This window comes from Nocardioides sp. Root151 (genome assembly GCF_001427925.1).
Taxonomy (GTDB): domain Bacteria; phylum Actinomycetota; class Actinomycetes; order Propionibacteriales; family Nocardioidaceae; genus Nocardioides.
This window is the reverse complement of the sequence record NZ_LMGG01000007.1, coordinates 89817-107336: the sequence shown is the minus strand read 5'-3', so window position 1 is coordinate 107336 and position 17520 is coordinate 89817. Positions and strand designations below refer to the sequence as shown.

20 protein-coding genes and 4 tRNA genes are annotated in these 17520 nt (G+C 68.8%); 9 read left to right on the top strand and 15 right to left on the bottom strand.

Annotation, left to right across the window (positions count from 1 at the left end; translation table 11 throughout):
* Window position 1: 1 nt before the first annotated feature.
* Both pstA and pstB read left to right on the top strand, forming a co-directional pair.
* Entirely contained in the window at window positions 2-1081 is a 1080-nt protein-coding gene (gene pstA, locus ASD66_RS18085; RefSeq protein WP_056682772.1) for a phosphate ABC transporter permease PstA, read from the top strand.
* Window positions 1082-1101: 20 nt separating this feature from the next.
* The gene (gene pstB / locus ASD66_RS18080; RefSeq protein ID WP_056682775.1) at window positions 1102-1881 is read left to right on the top strand and encodes a phosphate ABC transporter ATP-binding protein PstB; all 780 of its coding nucleotides are present in this window, start codon (window positions 1102-1104) and stop codon (window positions 1879-1881) included.
* A gap of 99 nt (window positions 1882-1980) precedes the next feature.
* On the opposite strand, the gene ASD66_RS18075 is transcribed toward pstB, so the two are convergent.
* The 9 genes from ASD66_RS18075 to ASD66_RS18035 form a co-directional block, all read right to left on the bottom strand.
* Window positions 1981-2895, bottom strand: coding sequence for a hypothetical protein (locus ASD66_RS18075; protein ID WP_056682778.1), 915 nt, complete (start codon window positions 2893-2895; stop codon window positions 1981-1983).
* A 361-nt stretch (window positions 2896-3256) separates the two neighbouring features.
* Window positions 3257-4270, bottom strand: a complete 1014-nt coding sequence (locus tag ASD66_RS18070) for an inorganic phosphate transporter (protein WP_056682781.1) — start codon at window positions 4268-4270, stop codon at window positions 3257-3259.
* A 4-nt stretch (window positions 4271-4274) separates the two neighbouring features.
* The gene (locus ASD66_RS18065; RefSeq protein WP_056682784.1) at window positions 4275-4892 is read right to left on the bottom strand and encodes a DUF47 domain-containing protein; all 618 of its coding nucleotides are present in this window, start codon (window positions 4890-4892) and stop codon (window positions 4275-4277) included.
* Window positions 4893-4968: 76 nt separating this feature from the next.
* Window positions 4969-7191: a heavy metal translocating P-type ATPase gene (locus ASD66_RS18060; RefSeq protein ID WP_056891809.1), complete on the bottom strand. Its 2223-nt coding sequence runs from the start codon at window positions 7189-7191 to the stop codon at window positions 4969-4971.
* Complete coding sequence (locus tag ASD66_RS18055) at window positions 7181-8065, bottom strand: hypothetical protein (protein WP_056682790.1); 885 nt, start codon at window positions 8063-8065, stop codon at window positions 7181-7183. Before ASD66_RS18055 ends, ASD66_RS18060 begins: the two co-directional genes overlap by 11 nt.
* A complete protein-coding gene (locus tag ASD66_RS18050) occupies window positions 8062-8280 on the bottom strand; it encodes a heavy-metal-associated domain-containing protein (protein WP_268788295.1) in 219 nt (72 codons plus the stop codon). Before ASD66_RS18050 ends, ASD66_RS18055 begins: the two co-directional genes overlap by 4 nt.
* A gap of 25 nt (window positions 8281-8305) precedes the next feature.
* Complete coding sequence (locus ASD66_RS18045; protein WP_056682793.1) at window positions 8306-8599, bottom strand: metal-sensitive transcriptional regulator; 294 nt, start codon at window positions 8597-8599, stop codon at window positions 8306-8308.
* A gap of 92 nt (window positions 8600-8691) precedes the next feature.
* Window positions 8692-8889 (bottom strand): hypothetical protein, encoded by a 198-nt coding sequence (locus ASD66_RS18040; RefSeq protein WP_056685047.1) that lies wholly within the window; start codon window positions 8887-8889, stop codon window positions 8692-8694.
* A 208-nt stretch (window positions 8890-9097) separates the two neighbouring features.
* On the bottom strand, window positions 9098-9301 hold the full coding sequence (locus ASD66_RS18035; protein ID WP_045548871.1) for a cold-shock protein: 204 nt from the start codon (window positions 9299-9301) through the stop codon (window positions 9098-9100).
* A gap of 416 nt (window positions 9302-9717) precedes the next feature.
* On the opposite strand from ASD66_RS18035, the gene ASD66_RS18030 reads away from it, so the two are divergent.
* Both ASD66_RS18030 and ASD66_RS25045 read left to right on the top strand, forming a co-directional pair.
* Window positions 9718-9790 (top strand) — tRNA-Lys (locus ASD66_RS18030).
* A 117-nt stretch (window positions 9791-9907) separates the two neighbouring features.
* Window positions 9908-11086: a hypothetical protein gene (locus tag ASD66_RS25045; protein WP_056891808.1), complete on the top strand. Its 1179-nt coding sequence runs from the start codon at window positions 9908-9910 to the stop codon at window positions 11084-11086.
* Here ASD66_RS25045 and ASD66_RS18020 read toward each other — a convergent pair.
* Window positions 11065-11577, bottom strand: a complete 513-nt coding sequence (locus ASD66_RS18020; RefSeq protein ID WP_056685050.1) for a GNAT family N-acetyltransferase — start codon at window positions 11575-11577, stop codon at window positions 11065-11067. The genes ASD66_RS25045 and ASD66_RS18020 overlap by 22 nt on opposite strands.
* 74 nt (window positions 11578-11651) lie before the next feature.
* Here ASD66_RS18020 and ASD66_RS18015 point away from each other — a divergent pair, with 74 nt between their 5' ends.
* Window positions 11652-12308: a PaaI family thioesterase gene (locus ASD66_RS18015; protein ID WP_056682798.1), complete on the top strand. Its 657-nt coding sequence runs from the start codon at window positions 11652-11654 to the stop codon at window positions 12306-12308.
* Window positions 12309-12311: 3 nt separating this feature from the next.
* Here ASD66_RS18015 and ASD66_RS18010 read toward each other — a convergent pair whose 3' ends face one another.
* Window positions 12312-13769 carry an NAD(P)/FAD-dependent oxidoreductase gene (locus ASD66_RS18010; protein WP_056682800.1) on the bottom strand — a complete coding sequence of 486 codons (1458 nt, stop codon included), beginning with the start codon at window positions 13767-13769 and terminating at the stop codon, window positions 12312-12314.
* Window positions 13770-13984: 215 nt separating this feature from the next.
* Here ASD66_RS18010 and ASD66_RS24540 point away from each other — a divergent pair, with 215 nt between their 5' ends.
* Genes ASD66_RS24540 through ASD66_RS17995 form a run of 3 tightly spaced genes read left to right on the top strand, consistent with a single transcriptional unit; the run spans window position 13985 to window position 15662 of the window.
* The gene (locus tag ASD66_RS24540) at window positions 13985-14923 is read left to right on the top strand and encodes an ATP-binding protein (RefSeq protein WP_162254290.1); all 939 of its coding nucleotides are present in this window, start codon (window positions 13985-13987) and stop codon (window positions 14921-14923) included.
* Window positions 14920-15336 (top strand): fluoride efflux transporter FluC, encoded by a 417-nt coding sequence (locus tag ASD66_RS24815; protein ID WP_056682803.1) that lies wholly within the window; start codon window positions 14920-14922, stop codon window positions 15334-15336. Before ASD66_RS24540 ends, ASD66_RS24815 begins: the two co-directional genes overlap by 4 nt.
* The gene (locus ASD66_RS17995; protein WP_056891806.1) at window positions 15333-15662 is read left to right on the top strand and encodes a CrcB family protein; all 330 of its coding nucleotides are present in this window, start codon (window positions 15333-15335) and stop codon (window positions 15660-15662) included. Before ASD66_RS24815 ends, ASD66_RS17995 begins: the two co-directional genes overlap by 4 nt.
* An 18-nt stretch (window positions 15663-15680) precedes the next feature.
* On the opposite strand, the gene ASD66_RS17990 is transcribed toward ASD66_RS17995, so the two are convergent.
* The 4 genes from ASD66_RS17990 to ASD66_RS17975 form a co-directional block, all read right to left on the bottom strand.
* A complete protein-coding gene (locus ASD66_RS17990) occupies window positions 15681-16031 on the bottom strand; it encodes a metallopeptidase family protein (RefSeq protein ID WP_056891805.1) in 351 nt (116 codons plus the stop codon).
* The gene (locus tag ASD66_RS17985) at window positions 16028-16882 is read right to left on the bottom strand and encodes a class I SAM-dependent methyltransferase (RefSeq protein WP_056891804.1); all 855 of its coding nucleotides are present in this window, start codon (window positions 16880-16882) and stop codon (window positions 16028-16030) included. The genes ASD66_RS17990 and ASD66_RS17985 overlap by 4 nt, the downstream gene beginning before the upstream one ends.
* A gap of 63 nt (window positions 16883-16945) precedes the next feature.
* Window positions 16946-17019 (bottom strand) — tRNA-Asp (locus tag ASD66_RS17980).
* 92 nt (window positions 17020-17111) lie between these two features.
* Window positions 17112-17187: transfer RNA gene (locus ASD66_RS17975), tRNA-Glu, on the bottom strand.
* A 132-nt stretch (window positions 17188-17319) separates the two neighbouring features.
* On the opposite strand from ASD66_RS17975, the gene ASD66_RS17970 reads away from it, so the two are divergent.
* A tRNA-Phe gene (locus ASD66_RS17970) sits at window positions 17320-17396 on the top strand.
* The last annotated feature ends 124 nt before the right edge of the window (window positions 17397-17520 follow it).

The window sequence follows — 17520 nt, the reverse complement described above, 5'->3', positions numbered from 1 at the left end:
CATGACCCACACCGAAATCGCCGCACCGCAGGAGATGGCCATCCGGGCCGGCCAGCTGCCGCGCGCTGCGACGCTGCTGACCGTGGTCTTCGCGGTCGCCATCGGTGGCGTCGCCGGAATGTTGCTCGGCTCCGGATTCGCCGTCATGGTGCTGCTGGCCTGGCTGGTGTTCCTGGTCAGCCTGACCGCCTGGTCCACGGCCGTCGAGGGACGCCGCAAGGCCACCGACCGCCTGGTCAACGCCCTGGTCTGGTCGACCTTCGCGGTCGCCATGATGCCGCTGCTCAGCCTGCTCTACACGGTGATCGTGAAGGGCGGCCCGGTGCTCACGCCGAGCTTCCTGCAGAGCGACATGACGGGCTTCGCCTCGCTCGGCCAGGGCGGTGGCATCTACCACGCGATCATGGGCACGATCATGGTCACCGCGATAGCCGCGATCATCGCGATCCCGGTTGGCCTGTTCACCGCGATCTACCTGGTCGAGTACAGCGCGGGCTCCCGCCTGGCGAAGGTGATCACCTTCCTGGTCGACGTGATGACCGGCATCCCCTCGATCGTGGCGGGCCTGTTCGCCCTGTCGCTGTTCATCGTGCTGACCGGCGACCCGCTGCCCCGCCTCGGGCTCGGTGGCGGTGTCGCCCTGTCGCTCCTGATGATCCCGACCGTGGTCCGCTCCGTCGAGGAGATGCTGAAGCTGGTGCCCGACGACCTGCGCGAGGCGTCGTACGCCCTGGGTGTGCCGAAGTGGCGCACCATCGTCAAGGTCGTGCTGCCCACCGCGGTGGCCGGCATCGTCACCGGCATCACCCTGGCCATCGCCCGCGTGGCCGGTGAGACCGCGCCGCTGCTGCTGATCTGCGGCACGTTCCCCGAGGCGAACTGGAACCCGTTCAGTGGTGCGGTCCAGACCCTGCCCGTCTACATCTACAGCTCGCTGAACGGCACCACCGACGCCAAGTACGGCGACATCTGGACCGACCGGGTCTGGGGCGCCGCCCTGGTCCTGATCATCATCGTGATGGCGCTCAACCTCATTGCCCGCATCATCGGCAACATCTTCGCCCCCAAGACCGGGCGCTGAACGTAAGGAATCTGCACACCATGGCCAAGAGCATCGACGTCAAGGACCTCGACATCTACTACGGCGACTTCCTCGCCGTACAAGGCGTCAACGTCCACATCAAGGCACGGTCGGTGACCGCGTTCATCGGACCGTCCGGTTGTGGCAAGTCCACCGTGCTGCGGTCGCTGAACCGCATGCACGAGGTGATCCCGGGCGCCCGGGTCGAGGGCAAGGTCGTCGTCGACGGCCAGTCCTTGTACGGCGCCGGGGTCGACCCGGTCGCCGTACGCCGGCAGATCGGCATGGTCTTCCAGCGGCCGAACCCGTTCCCGACGATGTCGATCTACGAGAACGTCCTCGCCGGCAACCGGCTCAACGCCCGCAAGCTGAAGAAGCCCGAGGCCGACACGATCGTCGAGAAGTCGCTGCGTGGCGCGAACCTCTGGAACGAGGTGAAGGACCGCCTCGCCAAGCCCGGCATGGGCCTCTCCGGCGGCCAGCAGCAGCGCCTGTGCATCGCCCGCGCGATCGCCGTCGAGCCCGAGGTGCTGCTGATGGACGAGCCGTGCTCGGCCCTCGACCCGATCTCGACCGCGGCCGTGGAGGACCTGATCCACGAGCTCAAGTCCGACTACACGATCGTGATCGTCACCCACAACATGCAGCAGGCCGCCCGCGTCTCCGACGACACCGGCTTCTTCAACCTGAAGGCGGTCGGCGAGCCCGGTCACCTGGTGGAGTTCAACCCCACCACCAAGGTGTTCTCCAACCCCGACGAGTCCGCCACCGAGGCCTACATCTCCGGCCGCTTCGGATAATCCCTGACGTTTCGGCCCTTCCGTCGCGATACTCCCTGACGTTTCGGCCCTTCCGAGGGGATACTCCCTGACGTTTCGGCCCTTCCCTGAACGCTTGTCTCACGAGATCTTGCGCCGGAGACGCAACAGGGCAACGCGCTCGGACTCGCCAAGGTTCCGTCGCTCTTCGACCGTGAAGGTCGGGATCCACCACCTCGGCAGCTCAGTCGTCCAGTGCCGACGGGACGGCGCCGCGAACTGCGCCCGTTCTCGCGTCGCCCGCATCCGACCGGCCAACGACTCGCGAAAAGTGGTCTCACCGCGACGCACCGTCAAGCATTCGAGCCCCACGTTGCGAAATCGCTCAAGCCGGGTAGCGTCGATGACCTCTCTGCCCGGTGCCAGATGGACGCCCCCGTCGTACTCCATGACCACTCCGGCGACCTCGTCCAGCAGGTCGGGCGTGCCGAGGTGATTGCCGTACCTGTCGAAGATGGGTCGATTGGCCATCGGCTTCGGAAGCTCCGCGTCGATCTGCCAGACCAGGCTTGTCCGCTGCTCCCAGGGCGACCACGAGTTTTCTTCCAGGAACGCGCTGGCCTCGCGCAGCTGGGGCGCCCCCGTCCATCCCGGATGCTCGAGCCCATGCGCGCAGATCTCGTGTGCCGTGACCAGGTCGGAGTACGCCGCCATACTGAACGCCACGGACGCTTCCCGCATGCTGGTCGCATATCGCATCTCGTGCGTCAGGGACCGCACCGGATCGGTCGTGACCACACCGTCGACGACCGTGAGATCTGTCGGCAAGAGCCGCTCCTCGACCACCACGAATCCTGGCTGGCTCCGGATGTTGCGGTCACCAGTCAATATCCGGATGGGCAGCTGGGTCGCACCGTCAGGCGCGTACCCGTCGAACCACACCGCGCCATACCAGCGCAGACTCGCCCACCCGGTGATGCCCGCCCCGAGCGGCATGACCACGCTCGCTTCCACGATGCGCTGCTCGGCCCGATCCCCGTCGACGTACGCAGGCACGTAGAAGCCACGCGATGAGCGACGCCAGCCCGGACCACGCGCTGCCTTCGCCGAAGGCCCACCCGGCCGCCCTACTCGGACCGGGAGGACCAGGCCATCCCGGTGAGCAGCCGGCCAGGGACACGTCAGATCACCACCGTGGGAGACGGCGTACGGCGGCCCTCCCCGCGCACCGATCGAGGGATGTGCTTCCTGTTCGCGCATGCACGGATGGTGCACCGAACCGGCAATCTCTCGCTCGCGTCATCCACAGGTACGCCGACCGCACTGCGAGAACAACCGTGGTCGAGGGCCGAAACGTCAGGGAGTATCCCGAAGTTGGGGCCGAAACGTCAGGGAGTATCGAGAAGGGGAAAGCAGGTCAGCCGATGAAGATCTCGAGGGGGAAGTGGAGCAGGTAGTAGCAGATCACGGCGGCGAGGCCGGCCATCGGGAAGGTGAGCACCCAGGCCGTCACGATCGACTTTGCCACGCCCCAGCGCACGGCCGAGAAGCGCTTGGTGGCGCCGGCGCCCATGATCGCGGAGGTGATCGTGTGGGTCGTCGAGATCGGCGCGTGGAACGCGAACGCGGTCGTGTAGAGCACACCCGCACCGACCATCTCGGCGGAGAAGCCGCGCGGCGGGTCGAGGTGGATGATCCGGCGGCCGAGGGTGCGCATGATGCGCCAGCCACCGGAGTAGGTGCCGGCCGAGATCGCACCGGCGGCCGCGATGACCACCCAGAGCGGCAGCTCGTCACCGGCCGCGGCGTGACCGCTGGTGACCAGGGCCAGGAAGATCACGCCCATCGTCTTCTGCGCGTCCTGGAGGCCGTGGCCCAGGGCCAGGCCGGCCGCCGAGACGGTCTGCATCAGGCGGAAGCCGCGGTTGACCTTGTGGGGGTTGGCGCGACGGAAGAGCCACATGATCAGCAGCATCACCAGGAACGCGGCGACGAAGCCGAACAGCGGCGAGAGCACCATCGGTATGAGCACCTTGTCGATGATCGTCTTCCACGAGACCGTGGCGCCGCCCACGAGCGCGGCGCCGACGAGGCCGCCGATCAGGGCGTGGGAGGAGGACGAGGGCAGCCCGAAGTACCACGTGACGAGGTTCCACACGATCGCACCGAGCAGGCCGGCCATCACGATGACCAGCCCGTGTTCGACGTCGAACCCACTGGTGTCGATCACATCGCTGACCGTGTGCGCGACCTCCTGGCCGAGCAGTGCGCCGACGAAGTTCATCACCGCGGCGAGGATCAGGGCGACGCGTGGGGTCAGCGCACGGGTCGAGACCGACGTGGCGATCGCGTTCGCCGCGTCGTGGAAGCCATTGGTGTAGTCGAACGCGAGGGCGACGACGACCACCGCGATGACAATCGCGAGTTCCATCCGGTCAGGACTCCTTGACCGCGATCTGCTCCACGATGTTGGCCACCGTCTCGAAGGCGTCGATCGCCTGTTCGAGCGACTCCACGATGTCCTTCAGCTTGATCACCTCGAGGGCTTCGTACTTGCCGCTGAAGAGGCTCGCGAGGGTACGGCGGTAGTTCTTGTCGCCGGCGTTCTCGAGGCGGTTGATCTCGATCCAGTACTCGTCGAGGTCCTTCATCGCCTGGAGACGCGGCATCGCGTCGGCGGTGAGCTCGGCGCAGCGCTGGAGCACCTCGACCTGCTTGGACAGCTCGGAGGGCAGGTGCTCCACCTCGTAGAGCAGGATGAGGTCGACGGCCTCGTCCATCTCGTCCATCACGTCGTCGAGCCCGGAGGCCAGCGAGTAGATGTCCTCGCGGTCGAACGGCGTCACGAAGGTGCTGTTCACCCGCCGCACGATGGCGTGGGTGGTCTCGTCGCACGCGTGCTCGGCGGCACGCATGCGCTCGGCAACCTCTTCGCGGTTGCTGTCGGCACCGAGCATCTCGGCGAGGAGCGCGGCACCCCCGACGAGGTGCTGGGCTTGTTCGGAGAAGAGGTCGTAGAAGGAAGAATCGACCGGACGAAAGCGGAAAGCCACGGAAAACTCCTGATGAGGAGGACCTGAACGCTGAACATGCTAGGGCCAACGTCGGCGCGTCGCGCAACTTGACCCTTCAGCGGCCCGGCGTGAACCCCCGCAGACGGAGGCTGTTCGTGACGACAAACACGGAGCTGAAGGCCATCGCGGCCCCCGCGAGCATGGGGTTGAGCAGCCCCGCAGCGGCCAGCGGGAGGCCCGCTACGTTGTAGCCGAACGCCCAGAAGAGGTTCCCCTTGATGGTCCGGAGCGTACGGCGGGAGAGGCCGATCGCGTCCGCAGCGAGACCCAGGTCCTCCCGGACCAGGGTCAGGTCGCTGGCCTCGATCGCGACGTCCGAGCCGGAGCCCATCGCGATGCCGAGGTCGGCCCGGGCCAGCGCGGCGGCGTCGTTCACGCCGTCGCCGACCATCGCCACGACCCGGCCCTCGTCCTGCAGGCGGCGCACCTCGGCCACCTTGTCGGCGGGCATCACCTCGGCGACGACTCGGTCGATGCCGACCTGGGCCGCGACGGCGGAGGCCGACCGCGCGTTGTCGCCGGTGAGCAGGACCGGCTCCAGCCCGAGCTCACGGAAGCGGCGTACGGCGTCCGCGGACGTCGACCGCACGGTGTCGGCCACGACCACGACACCGCGGACCCGGTCGTCGACGGTGACGACCACCGCGGTGTGTCCCTTGGACTCGGCCTCGTCGAGGGCCGTCGCGAGTGCGCCGTCGACCGAAACCTTGCGCCCCACCGAGACGGCGCGGCCGTCCACGGTGCCGGAGACGCCGATGCCGGGCTGGTTGGCGAACCCGTCGACGGCGGGGAGCACGCCGTCGTACCCGGCGACGATCGCGCGGCCGACCGGGTGCTCGGAGCCGTCCTCGACGGCGGCGGCGAGCCGCAACACGGTGTCCTGGGACTCACCGGGGGCGGCCACGACCGACACCAGCGACATGCGCCCGTGGGTGACGGTGCCGGTCTTGTCGAGCACGACGGTGTCGACGCGACGGGTCGACTCGAGCACCTCGGGGCCGCGGATCAGGATGCCGAGCTGGGCGCCTCGGCCGGTGCCGACCATCAGGGCGGTCGGCGTGGCCAGGCCCAGTGCACACGGGCAGGCGATGATGAGTACGGCGACCGCGGAGGTCAGTGCGAACGACAGGGGCGCGTCGGCGCCGATCCAGAAGCCGAGGGTGGCCGCGGCGATGGCGATCACGATGGGCACGAAGATCCCGGAGACCCGGTCGGCCAGTCGCTGCACGGGCGCCTTGCCGTTCTGGGCGTCCTCGACGAGGGTCGCCATGCGGGCCAGCTGGGTGTCGGCGCCGACCCTCGTGGCGCGCACGACGAGCCGGCCGCCGGCGTTGACGGTGGCCCCGGTGACCGCGTCACCCGGCCCGACCTCGACCGGCACCGACTCACCGGTGAGCAGGGAAGCGTCGACGGCTGACGTGCCGCTCTCGACCACGCCGTCGGTGGCCAGCCGCTCCCCCGGTCGTACGACGAACGCGTCGCCGACCGCGAGCTGTGCGACGGGGATGCGGGTCTCGACGCCGTCGCGCAACAGCGAGACTTCCTTGGCGCCGAGCTCGAGCAGTGTGCGCAGCGCCGAGCCGGCACGGCGCTTGGCACGGTCCTCGAACCAGCGGCCGACCAGCAGGAACGTGGTCACGCCTGCGGCGACCTCGAGGTAGATGTTGCCGGTGCCCGACTCGCGGCGGGGCCGCAGGTCGAACGGGTGCACCATGCCGGGCGTGCCGGCGGTGCCGAGGAACAACGCGTAGAGCGACCAGCCGAACGCGGCGATCGTGCCGACGGAGACCAGCGTGTCCATCGTCGTGGTGCCGTGGCGCAGGTTGCGCCACGCGGCGAGGTGGAACGGCCAGCCGCCCCAGACCACGACCGGCGCGGCCAGGGTGAGCGAGGCCCACTGCCAGTACTCGAACTGGAACCGCGGCACCATCGCCACCACGATCACCGGGATGGTGAGGGCGGCGCTGATCAGCAGGCGCTGCAGGGAGGCCCGCGCCGCAGCGTCGGCGGCGTCCCCAGCGGCGTCCTCAGACACGGCAGGGGCCTCATCCAGCGAGGTCGAGACCACGCCGTAGCCGGCGGCCTCCACCGTGGCCACGAGGTCGTCACGCGTGATCGTGTCGGCGAAGGTCACCTTGGCCTTCTCAGTGGCGTAGTTGACGCTCGCCTCGACCCCGGCGACCTTGTTGAGCTTGCGCTCGATGCGGTTGGCGCAGGACGCGCAGGTCATCCCCGAGATGAGGATCTCGGCCTCGGTCTGGGTCGACTCAGTGCTCATGGCCGTCTCCTTCCTCGGCGTGGTCGTCCTCGGCGGCACCGGCGCCCTGAACGGCGCCGACCGTGAACGCGACGCGGCGGACCGCGCCGTCGTGCTTGAACTCCAGGAACAGCCGGTGCGCACCAGAGGAGTCGGCGACCTCGAACGAGACCTGCGGGCCGGCCGGTCCCGCGAGCGGGTGCGCGTGGAGGTACTCGAACTTCCGGGCCTCGATGACGACCAGGTGGCCGTTGGCTCCGAGGTAGGGCTCGATGTCGGTGACCGGCTTGCCGTGGCGCGAGATCGTGAAGGTGACCTGGTCGTCGACCCGGGTCATCGCGACGGCGTACGGGCCGGTGCGTTGGAGCACGGTCGCGGCGGGCACGGACTCAGGCCGCGGGTGGTGGCCGCGTACGACCAGGGGCGCGGTGGCCACGAAGTTCTCGCCGGCGGTGGTGGCGTCGGCGTACACCTCGTAGGTGCCGGGAGCCAGGTCGAGGCGCGCGGTCCAACGACCGTCGGCGGACATCGTGGGGTGCACGTGCTGGAAGCTGGTCAACGCCGGCGTGCCCACCACGATCAGGTGCAGGCGCTTCTCGTGCACGACGTCGTAGTCGCGCAGCGGTTCGCCGTCAGCACCCACGAGGGTGAAGGCCACCCTCTTGTCGTCACCCGGGTCGACCTCGGGCCGCGCGAGCTCGAGCGTGTACGCCGGCTCGTGGCCGGCGTGCTCGCCGTCCCCCTCGTGGCTGTCCGAACCGCCCATGCCCTCGTGCTCCTCGGCCGCCACCTCGTCGGTGACGTCGGGGCCGGCGGCGCGGCCGACGTACACCGCAAGGCCGAAGACGACCGCCAGGCCGACCACGAAGGTCGCGATCCTCGTTCCGGTGCTCATGACAGCTGGTAGCCGGCTTCGGTCACGGCTGCCTCGACGGTCGAGCGGTCGAGCGGTTGGGCACTGGTGATGGTGACCTGCCCGGTCTCGAGGGTCACGTCGACGGCGTCGATGCCGGGGACCTCGAGCAGCTCTTCGGTGACGGACGCGACGCAGTGGCCGCAGGTCATGCCGGTGACGGTCCAGGTGCTGGTGCTGGTGCCTGTGGTGGACACGGTGCTCTCCTTCGACGGGACGGGGTCAGGAACGGACGAGGCGGGAGATGGCGTCGGTGGCCTCGCGGATCTTCTCCTGGGCCTCCCGGTCACCGACTCGGGCCGCGTCGACGACGCAGTGGCTCATGTGCTCCTCGAGCAGACCGATCGAGACGGCGTGGAGCGCCTTGGTCATCGCGGAGACCTGCGTGAGGATGTCGATGCAGTATTTCTCCTCCTCGACCATGCGCTGCAGGCCGCGGGCCTGCCCCTCGATCCTCTTGAGACGCTTGAGGTAGTCATCCTTGCGGTGGATGTAGCCGTGCTGGTGTTCGCTCATGAGAATAGGGTACCCCCCTAGGGTAAGCATCGCAAGAGCCGAAAAGAGCCGACTCCGTCGGGAGTCGGCTCGGGTCGGTGAACGACGGCAGGTCAGTCGGAGGGCGCAGGCGATTCCGGGGAGGAGGGCTCCGGCTCCGCCTCGACCGGAGTGACCCCGAGGATCAGGTCGATCTGCTCCTGGGTCAGTGACTCGTCGGACTCGCTGGCCGCGATGATCAGGCTGGTGGTGAGTTCAACCTCATCCAACAGCTCCTGGTCCTCGAGCGTGACGTCGAACTGGTCGTGCACGCGCAGCCCTCTCTCGTCCGAAGCGCCCCCGAGCCCGACTCTGGGCATGCCTCATGGACCATCGTGCCCTGTGTGGGGTGCTACGAAACGTAGGTGGCCAGCAAATGACCCAAAAATGACCCGAAGGCCCCACCCCCGCAGGGGGATGGGGCCTCCAGATGGAAGTCAGGTCAGGTGACCAGCTCCGTGTCGTGCTCGATCGATTCGATCAGAGCGGGCGAACGTTCTCCGCCTGCGGGCCCTTGGGACCCTGCGTGACGTCGAACTCGACCTTCTGGTTCTCGTCCAGCGACTTGTAGCCGTTGGTCTGGATGGCCGAGTAGTGCACGAAGACGTCGTCGCCGCCGTCCTCCTGGGCGATGAAGCCGAAGCCCTTCTCAGCGTTGAACCACTTGACGGTGCCCTGAGCCATTGCTCGTTACTCCTTTGTCGGGGCGAGAGGTCATCACTGCGACAACCCCGCATCAACTGCGGTGACACGTCGCTCCGACTCGTGGAGGCAGGCCCACGAAGAAGAAACGCCGTTGGATCACAAACTCCGCGGGCGTCAGCCATACTGGAACTTGCACCTGATGCAGACACGACACTACCAATCACGTACGGAAAAGAAACCGTCAAACCACACCGATTTCTCCGGATCCGGTGAACTCTTCGCAACAGCGGTGTAACGGGTCCCTCTGCGCTCAGGCCAGTGCCGGTGCGGCGTACGACGCAGGCGGCGGGCGATCGATCGTCGTACGCCGGGGTGCAGACGATCGCGTGGCGCGGGATATCGTGTGCCACCGCGGAACAGGAATCGCCGAACGCTCGCGCGACGTCCTGACCCGAGGGCCCTTAGCTCAATTGGCAGAGCTCCGGACTTTTAATCCGTTGGTTGTGGGTTCGAGTCCCACAGGGCCTACCCGGGCACTGACCCGTCGTGAATTGTCCCGTCCGGAACAATTCACGACGGGTCGGTGCGTCTCACATACGCGTCCGTGCGGCATAACGTGTCGCCGAGTGACTAGTTTTGCCTGATATGGCCCCCTTTTCGCGAGAAGAGCCGGGCGAGACCGACTCGGGCGAGACCGTGGAGGCCTCCGTGCCGGCCACCCTGGATCCGTTGACCGCACCCCTCGCGGAGGTACTCGGCGAGGCGCCGCACGCATCCACCGACACACATCTCTCGATCTTCGCCGACGAGCCGGACGACGCAGAGGACGCAGAGGACGCCGACGAGGCGGACCACGCCGAGGCGGACGAGCCCGACGAGGCCGCGTCTGACGACGTCGAGCCGAACTCCGACTCCACGGTTGACCCGCGGCCGACCGTCGCGGACCTGCCGATCGGCGTGGTCGACGTCGAGGACTTCAGTCCGTCGGCTCGCGTCGACGTCTTCGCGGCCCTGCGTGGTGACAGCGAACCAGTCGAGCCCGAGCCTGGATCACCCGAGCCCACGCCCGAGCCGGAGCCTGCGCGCGCCGGGCGCTTCGAGACCCTCGAGGAACTCCTGGCCTCGGCCACCCGGCGGTCCCACAGCCCGCAACCCGAGCCGGTCCGGGCCGCGGCCGAGGTCCCACCCGAACCCGAACCCGAGCCGGTATCTGTCCCACCCGTACCCGAACCCGAGCCGGAGCCCGTCCTGCCCGAACCCGAGCCCGAACCCGAGCCGGAGCCCGTGCAGACCGCCGTGCTGCCCGCCGTGGTGGCGACCCCGTCGGAGAGCCCCACGGCGAGCATGCCCGTCGAGCAGAACGTCAAGCCGACCGTCAAGCCGGACCAGGAGAACGTCGACCTCTCACCACGAGGCAGCTCGAGAGCCCTCCTGCTGGCGCTGCTCGGGCTCGCAGCCGTGGCCACCGCGGCCCTGGCCTGGTGGGCCTCGCAGCACCCGTCGACGACCACGCTCGTGCTCGCCGGAGTGGCAGTCGTGGTCACGTTGGCGCTCTGGAGGGCGCACGGCCGGTCGGCGCCGTCGACGGTGATGATCGAGCGGGGCAACCTCGACATCCGGACCCGGGACAGCCATCACCGCTTCGACCTGGCCAGTCCGACGACGAAGTACGAGACCGTCGGCACACCCGGAGGTCGCGGCTGGAAGGTGCTGATCCACCGCACCGGCATGCCGCCGTACGTCGTCGACGCGAGCCTGGTCGACGCCGCCGAGTTCACCCGGGTGCTCGAGCGACTCCAGCGTCAGGAGACCGGGATCCAGTAGCGGCGCTTGCCGTTGCGGACGTCCTCGAACTCGCCACCGTTGCCCTCGATGGTGCGACGCGACCCGACGTTCGACTCGTCGCAGGTGACCAGCACGCGGTCGATGCCCAAGGACACGGCGATCGGCAGGGACAGCGCCAGGGCGCGCGACGCGTGGCCCTGACGGCGTCGGGACGGGCGTACGGAGTACCCGATGTGGCCTCCCTCCTCGAGCAGGAACGGGGTCAACGCGTGCCGGATGGCGAGGTAGCCGACGAACTCGTCCCCCTCGACAATCCACAGGAACGTGCAGTGCACCCGGTCCTCGGGCAGCACGGTCGCGGGGTCGGCCTGGGCCAGGCGGTCCGCGACCATCTGCTCGAACGAGGCCCGGTCGGTCGCCGGCCGCGGCCCGAAGAATCCGGACCCGTCACGGTGCGTGTCGCCGAACTCGTCCTCGGCGGTGCACCAGGAGGCGTAGTGGCGGTCTTCGGGCTGGACCAGTTCGATCATGGTGCGGATCAGATCACAGGCCATCCGTCGGGACAAAACCAATATTTGCCGAGACCAACCTCTACTGTGCAGCCATGTTCGACTACCGCACCGACGACCGCACGCCCGAGGAGATCGAGCGAGAGATCGAGGCGGCTGGCGGTCTGGCGCAGAGCACCCGCGAGCTGATCGATGCGGTGATCCGCAGCACCGTGCCCGACGACGAGCTGATCGCGGTTCGCAAGGAGATCGACGCGCTCACCGCCCGGTTGCGGACCAGCCAGCTGGCCGGCCCGTACGGCATCGCGGTCACGCCCGACGCCGTCGCACACAACCACGGCAACAGCGTGGTCGGGCTCCGCAACGCGATCGCCCCGCCCCTGACGATGCAGCGCTCCAGCGAGGGGCGGGCCTGGGCCGACTTCACCCTCGGCGCCGCCTACGAGGGGCCACCCGGACTCGTCCACGGCGGCGTCAGCGCCCTGATCCTCGACCAGGTCTGCGGAGAGACGGCCGCGGCCGGCGGGGCGCCCGGCATGACCGGGCGACTGACCCTGAGCTACCGACGCGGCACGCCACTGGGCGACCTGCACGCCGAGGGACGCATCGTGAAGGTCGAGGGCATCAAGACGTACGTCGAGGCGCACATCTCCGACGCCGAGGGACCCACGGTGTACGCCGAGGGCCTGTTCATCCTCCCGCGCTGGGCACGGGAGCTGACCGACCAGCCGAAGCCGTCGACGTTCGAGTAGCGCTCAGCCCGCGTCGACGTGGACGCCGCGCTTGCCCTGGTCGGTGAGACGCGCTTCCTCGGCGGCCACCTGCTCCAGCTCGGCACGACGCGCCTCGAGCATGGCGTCGAACTCGCCCGGCTCGCTGACGAGGTCCTTGGCGCCGCCACCGAGCCGCTCCAGCGCCACGCGGGCGAAGATCTGCTGCTCGGTGACCGTGCGCTCGGACCGGTCGTTGCCGATGAACGTGATCGCCCAGCTCAACAGGGCACCGATGCGGTTCTTGAAGCCGGTCAGGTAGATCAGGTGCACGGCCAGCCACATCAGCCAGGCGATCACGCCGTTCAGCTTCAGCTTGCCGACGCTGGCGACCGCGCGGAACTTGCTGATGATCGCCATCGAGCCCTTGTCGAAGTACTTGAACGGCGCCTGCGGGGCCTTGCCCTTGAGTCGGTGGTCGATCTCCTTGGCGGCGTACTTGGCGCCCTGGATGGCCACCTGGGCGACGCCGGGGAGGTTGTCGAGCGAGATCATGTCGCCGAGCACGAACACCTCGGGGTGGCCCGGCAGCGTCAGGTCGGGGTTGACCGCGATGCGACCGGCCCGGTCGAGCGGGGCACCGCTCTGCTCCGACAGCGTCTTGCCGAGCGGGTTCGCCTGCACACCGGCGGCCCAGATCTTGGCGACCGAGTCGATGCGACGGGTGGTGCCGTCCTTGTCCTTCAGCTCGAGCCCGCGCTCGTCGACGCTGGTGACCATGGCGCCGAGCTGGACCTCGACGCCGATCTTCTCCAGCTCGCCCTTGGCCTTGGTGCCGAGCTTGGCACCGAACGGCGGCAGCACCTGGGGCGCGGCGTCGACGAGGATGATGCGGGCCTGCTTGGTGTCGATGCTGCGGAAGTCGCGCTTGAGGGTCTTGTGGGCCAGCTCGGCGATCTGGCCGGCCATCTCGACACCGGTGGGGCCGGCGCCGACGACCACGAAGGTCAGCAGGTGGTCGTAGGGCTCACCGCGGCTGGCGGCGTTCTCGGCCATCTCGAAGGCACCGAAGATGCGGCCACGCAGCTCGAGCGCGTCGTCGATGCTCTTCATGCCGGGGGCGAACTCGGCGAAGTGGTCGTTGCCGAAGTAGGACTGGCTCGCGCCCGCCGCCACGATCAGCGAGTCGTAGTGGGAGACCGTCTCGCGACCCAGCACGTGGTGGGTGACGGTGCGCGCCTCGAGGTCGATGCCGGTGACCGTGCCGAGAAGGACCTGCGCGTTGTCCTGCTTGGCCAGCACCTCACGGGTCGGCGGCGCGATCTCGCCCTGGGACAGGATGCCCGTGGCGACCTGGTAGAGCAGCGGCTGGAAGAGGTGGTGCGTGGTCTTGGCGACCATGGTGACCTCGACGTCGGACCGCTTGAGGGCCTTGGTGCCGAACAGCCCGCCGAACCCGGAGCCGATCACGACCACCTGGTGCTTGCCGTTGTTGCTTGCCATTCCCTACGGGCCTCTCTGTTTAACGCACGACGTCGATTGCTTGCCGTACCCCATGATCCCATCCGTCGGTCAATTCTCCGAACCGGGCCTGCACCGGAAAATTCGGCCAAGAAGATTGGTCGTTCAGGTTTCAACCGCCGAGATGCTGGGCAAGGGGAGGTCATGTGCCCCAATATGGGTGCGATCCCGAAATCGACGCTAGGTGCGCCATTGCCGTGAGCAGAGGTGAACTGACCCTCGAGTCCAGCCCGCGATCCGTGTCGGACGCGCGCCGCTGGGTCGCTTCGGCGTGCCATGACCTCGAACGGGAGGACCTCGTCGAGGCCGCCCAGCTGGGCGTCTCCGAGCTGGTCACCAACGCCCTGCTGCACGGCGCGCCCCCGATTCACGTGCGGGTGCGCGGCACCCATCGGCACCCGCGCATCGAGGTGCTCGACGGCTCGCGCACGCCACCCTCCCCGAACCACCGGATGACCCACGACGACGAGCTGCTGGCCACGATCGGCCGAGGCCTCGGCATGGTGGCGATGTCCTCCCATGCCTGGGGCGCCGAGCTGCTCGACGACGGCAAGGTGGTCTGGTTCGAGCCGGCCGTCGAGCCCGTGGACGAGCCCGACCTCGAGGGCCAGGTCTACCCCTCGAACAGTCCCGCGACCGGCCAGCCGTCCATGATCCGGAGCGATGACGGTCTACGCATCGACTACCCGGCCTTCCCGGTGCAGCTGTTCGTCGACTGGCGACGCCGGTTCCGGGACCTGCACCGCGAGCTGCGGCTCCTCTCACTGGCGCACGAGGACGACTACCCGGTCGCCAAGACCCTCACCGACCTGTTCGACCGGTTCTACGAGGAGGTGCAGCACACACTCGGCGTCGACGACATCCAGCGGGCGGTCGAGTCCGGGGTCACCACAGCGTCCATCCGCCTGGTCATCGCCCCCGAAGCACCGGCCGTCGTCGAGCAGATGATCGACGTCCTCGAGCTCGCCGACTCCTTCTGCCGCACCGAGCGCCTGCTCTCGCTCGCCTCCACCCACCAGCAGCGCGACTTCCAGAGGTGGTTCCTCGGCGAGCTGATCAGGCAGGCCGACGGCCAACCACCGGTGATCTGGACCGGCGACGACTCCGTCCACCTGCCGGAGCCACGCATCTCGTGAGGGGACAGCAGATCACCCCGTCGCAGCTGGCGGTGGTGTCGCTCGGGGGCGCGCTCGGCGCATGCGCGCGCTGGGCACTGTCGACCCGGTTCCCGGTGGGCGACGACTTCCCGTGGGTCACCCTCTGCATCAACGTCGGCGGCTCCCTGCTGCTGGCGCTGCTCCCCGCCCTGCTCGTCGTACGCCGCCACCAGCTGCTGCCACTCTTCCTCGGCACCGGGGTGCTCGGCGGGTTCACCACGCTGAGCACCTTCTCGGAGGAGACCCGGGCGCTGCTCGCGAGTGGCTCGTTCCTGGCCGTGCCCTACGTGCTCGTCACGGTGCTGGCCGCGGCGTTCGCCGTCGAGCTCGCCCACCACTGGTCGACGCCCGCGGCCCAGCAGCTGTTCGACGACGAGGAGGGCGACGAATGACCATGCTGCTCGTCGCACTCGGTGCGGCCGTCGGCGCACCCCTGCGATTCGTGGCCGGCCACTACCTCGACCGCGACGTGCCTCGCGGCACCCTGCTGGTCAACGTGGCCGGATCGTTCCTGCTCGGCCTGTTCAGCGGCCTCGCGCTGTCGGACCACGCCTGGGCGCTGCTCGGCGTGGGCTTCTGCGGCGGGCTCACCACGTACTCCTCGTTCGCCGTACAGACCTCGCGCCTCGGCGTCCGGCGCGGTACGGCGTACGCCGCCGCCACGCTGCTGGCGTCGCTGGCCGTGTGCGCCCTCGGCTACTGGAGTGTCCGGCCCTGACGCATCGGCCGTGAGGGCTCAGGCGTAGCCGAGGCCGTGCAGCTCGGCCTCGCCGATGCCGAAGTGGTGCGCGATCTCGTGGACCACGGTGATCCGCACCTCGTCGACCAGCTCCTCCTCGGTCTCGCACATCTCCTGCAGCGGGTTCCGGAAGATGAAGATGCGGTCGGGCAGCGCGGCCGAGTGGTTGGCCGTGCGCTCGGTCAGCGCGACGCCGTCGTAGAGCCCCAGGAGGTCGGGGTCGTCGGCGGGCGGCTCGTCCTCGACGAGCACGACGAGGTTGTTCACGAGCGCGGCGATCTCGTCGGGGATGTCGTCCAACGCCCGGTCGACGAGCGCCTCGAAGGCGGTCCGGTCGAGCTCGATCATGCTGCCGGGTTGGTGGCCGTGACCACCCAGGTGTGGGCGATGGGGCGCACGGCGCCGTCCACGAGGTGACGGCGCAGCTCGGCCCGGACCTCGTCGACCAGGGAGGCCCAGCCGTCGGGTCCGAGCGTGGGCTCGAGCTCGGTGCGAGCGGACTGTCCGGTGGTGGTCGCCAGGATCACCGAGAGTCGCTCCTCGACACCGTCGGTGCCGTCGAACCCGTAGTCCAGCGGGGCGTCCTGGGCGACGAGGTCGACGTCGGCCCAGCCGGCCCCGGTCAGGATCTCGCGCACGCGCTCGGGCTCGCCGAACGCCTGCGGTCCGGGGGCGCCTGCGTCCTCGCCCTCGCCCTCGTCCGGCGCCATCCGTGCGGTGAGCACCTCGGTGCCCAGGGTGAAGATCTCGTTCTCCCCCGAACGCCAGCAGACGAAGGCCAGTCGGGCTCCCGGAACACAGGCGCGGCGGATGTTGGCGAAGGCCGCCACCGGATCCGCGAAGAACATCACCCCGAAGCGCGAGACGACCCGGTCGAACCCGCCGGCCCCGCCTTGGAGCAGGTCCTCGGTCTGGGCGTCTGCCAGGAGCACCTCGGCAGCAGGCACCCGGCGCCGTGCGGCCTCGACCATCGAGTCGGAGATGTCGACGCCGACCGGCGTCGTGCCTGCCGCGTCCGCCAGTTCGAGCAACGTGCCGAAGCCGCAGCCGACGTCGAGGACCCGCTGGCCCGGAACGAGCTCCGCGGCCGCGATGACGGCGTCGGCCATCGGCGCCATGGTGGCGTCGAAGATCCGCGCGTTGGCCACCCATCCGACGCCCGTGCTGGACCAGCCCTGCCGCATCTCTTCGTTGTCCACGGTGACCAACCTAGGGGAACGAAAAAAGCGAGGCCCACGCTTTCGCGTGGACCTCGCACTCTGCGACCCCGACGGGACTCGAACCCGCGGCCTCCGCCGTGACAGGGCGGCGCGCTAACCAACTGCGCTACGGGGCCAGGTTGTGCTTCCCAGTTTCTCACTGCGAAGCCGCTGAACAATAACCCATGGTTGCCGGTGCCGCCCAATCGGGCGGAAACCGCTGTTCAGCTGGTACCCCCAACGGGATTCGAACCCGTGCTACCGCCGTGAAAGGGCGACGTCCTAGGCCACTAGACGATGGGGGCTGGGACTGTGCCGCCCCCACGTCGTACGACGCACGGGCAGGCCGATACAGCATAGGGGCAGGCCCGGGAAGTCACCAAAGCGAGCGCGTTTTCACCGATCCCCCGGGTCTGGGGTAATCTTCTCCGCGGCCCGGCCAGGTAGCTCAGTTGGTACGAGCGACCGACTGAAAATCGGTAGGTCGGCGGTTCGACCCCGCCCCTGGCCACCACCTGAAGGCCGCAGCCCGGACTCCTCCGGACTGCGGCCTTCTTGCAGGTCCGGACGCGTGAGCACGACTGCGCTGAGTGCGCGTACTCACCACGGTTGAGCCGCGCGGACGACGCGCGAACCGG

What these genes read in the sequence shown, in the direction of transcription:
- pstA (WP_056682772.1), top strand. Translation starts at nt 2, where the DNA reads ATGACCCACACCGAAATCGCCGCACCGCAGGAGATGGCCATCCGGGCC.
- pstB (WP_056682775.1), top strand. Translation starts at nt 1,102, where the DNA reads ATGGCCAAGAGCATCGACGTCAAGGACCTCGACATCTACTACGGCGAC.
- ASD66_RS18070 (WP_056682781.1), bottom strand. Translation starts at nt 4,270, where the DNA reads ATGGAACTCGCGATTGTCATCGCGGTGGTCGTCGTCGCCCTCGCGTTC.
- ASD66_RS18060 (WP_056891809.1), bottom strand. Translation starts at nt 7,191, where the DNA reads ATGAGCACTGAGTCGACCCAGACCGAGGCCGAGATCCTCATCTCGGGG.
- ASD66_RS18055 (WP_056682790.1), bottom strand. Translation starts at nt 8,065, where the DNA reads ATGAGCACCGGAACGAGGATCGCGACCTTCGTGGTCGGCCTGGCGGTC.
- ASD66_RS18045 (WP_056682793.1), bottom strand. Translation starts at nt 8,599, where the DNA reads ATGAGCGAACACCAGCACGGCTACATCCACCGCAAGGATGACTACCTC.
- ASD66_RS18035 (WP_045548871.1), bottom strand. Translation starts at nt 9,301, where the DNA reads ATGGCTCAGGGCACCGTCAAGTGGTTCAACGCTGAGAAGGGCTTCGGC.
- ASD66_RS25045 (WP_056891808.1), top strand. Translation starts at nt 9,908, where the DNA reads ATGGCCCCCTTTTCGCGAGAAGAGCCGGGCGAGACCGACTCGGGCGAG.
- ASD66_RS18020 (WP_056685050.1), bottom strand. Translation starts at nt 11,577, where the DNA reads ATGATCGAACTGGTCCAGCCCGAAGACCGCCACTACGCCTCCTGGTGC.
- ASD66_RS18015 (WP_056682798.1), top strand. Translation starts at nt 11,652, where the DNA reads ATGTTCGACTACCGCACCGACGACCGCACGCCCGAGGAGATCGAGCGA.
- ASD66_RS18010 (WP_056682800.1), bottom strand. Translation starts at nt 13,769, where the DNA reads ATGGCAAGCAACAACGGCAAGCACCAGGTGGTCGTGATCGGCTCCGGG.
- ASD66_RS17995 (WP_056891806.1), top strand. Translation starts at nt 15,333, where the DNA reads ATGACCATGCTGCTCGTCGCACTCGGTGCGGCCGTCGGCGCACCCCTG.
- ASD66_RS17990 (WP_056891805.1), bottom strand. Translation starts at nt 16,031, where the DNA reads ATGATCGAGCTCGACCGGACCGCCTTCGAGGCGCTCGTCGACCGGGCG.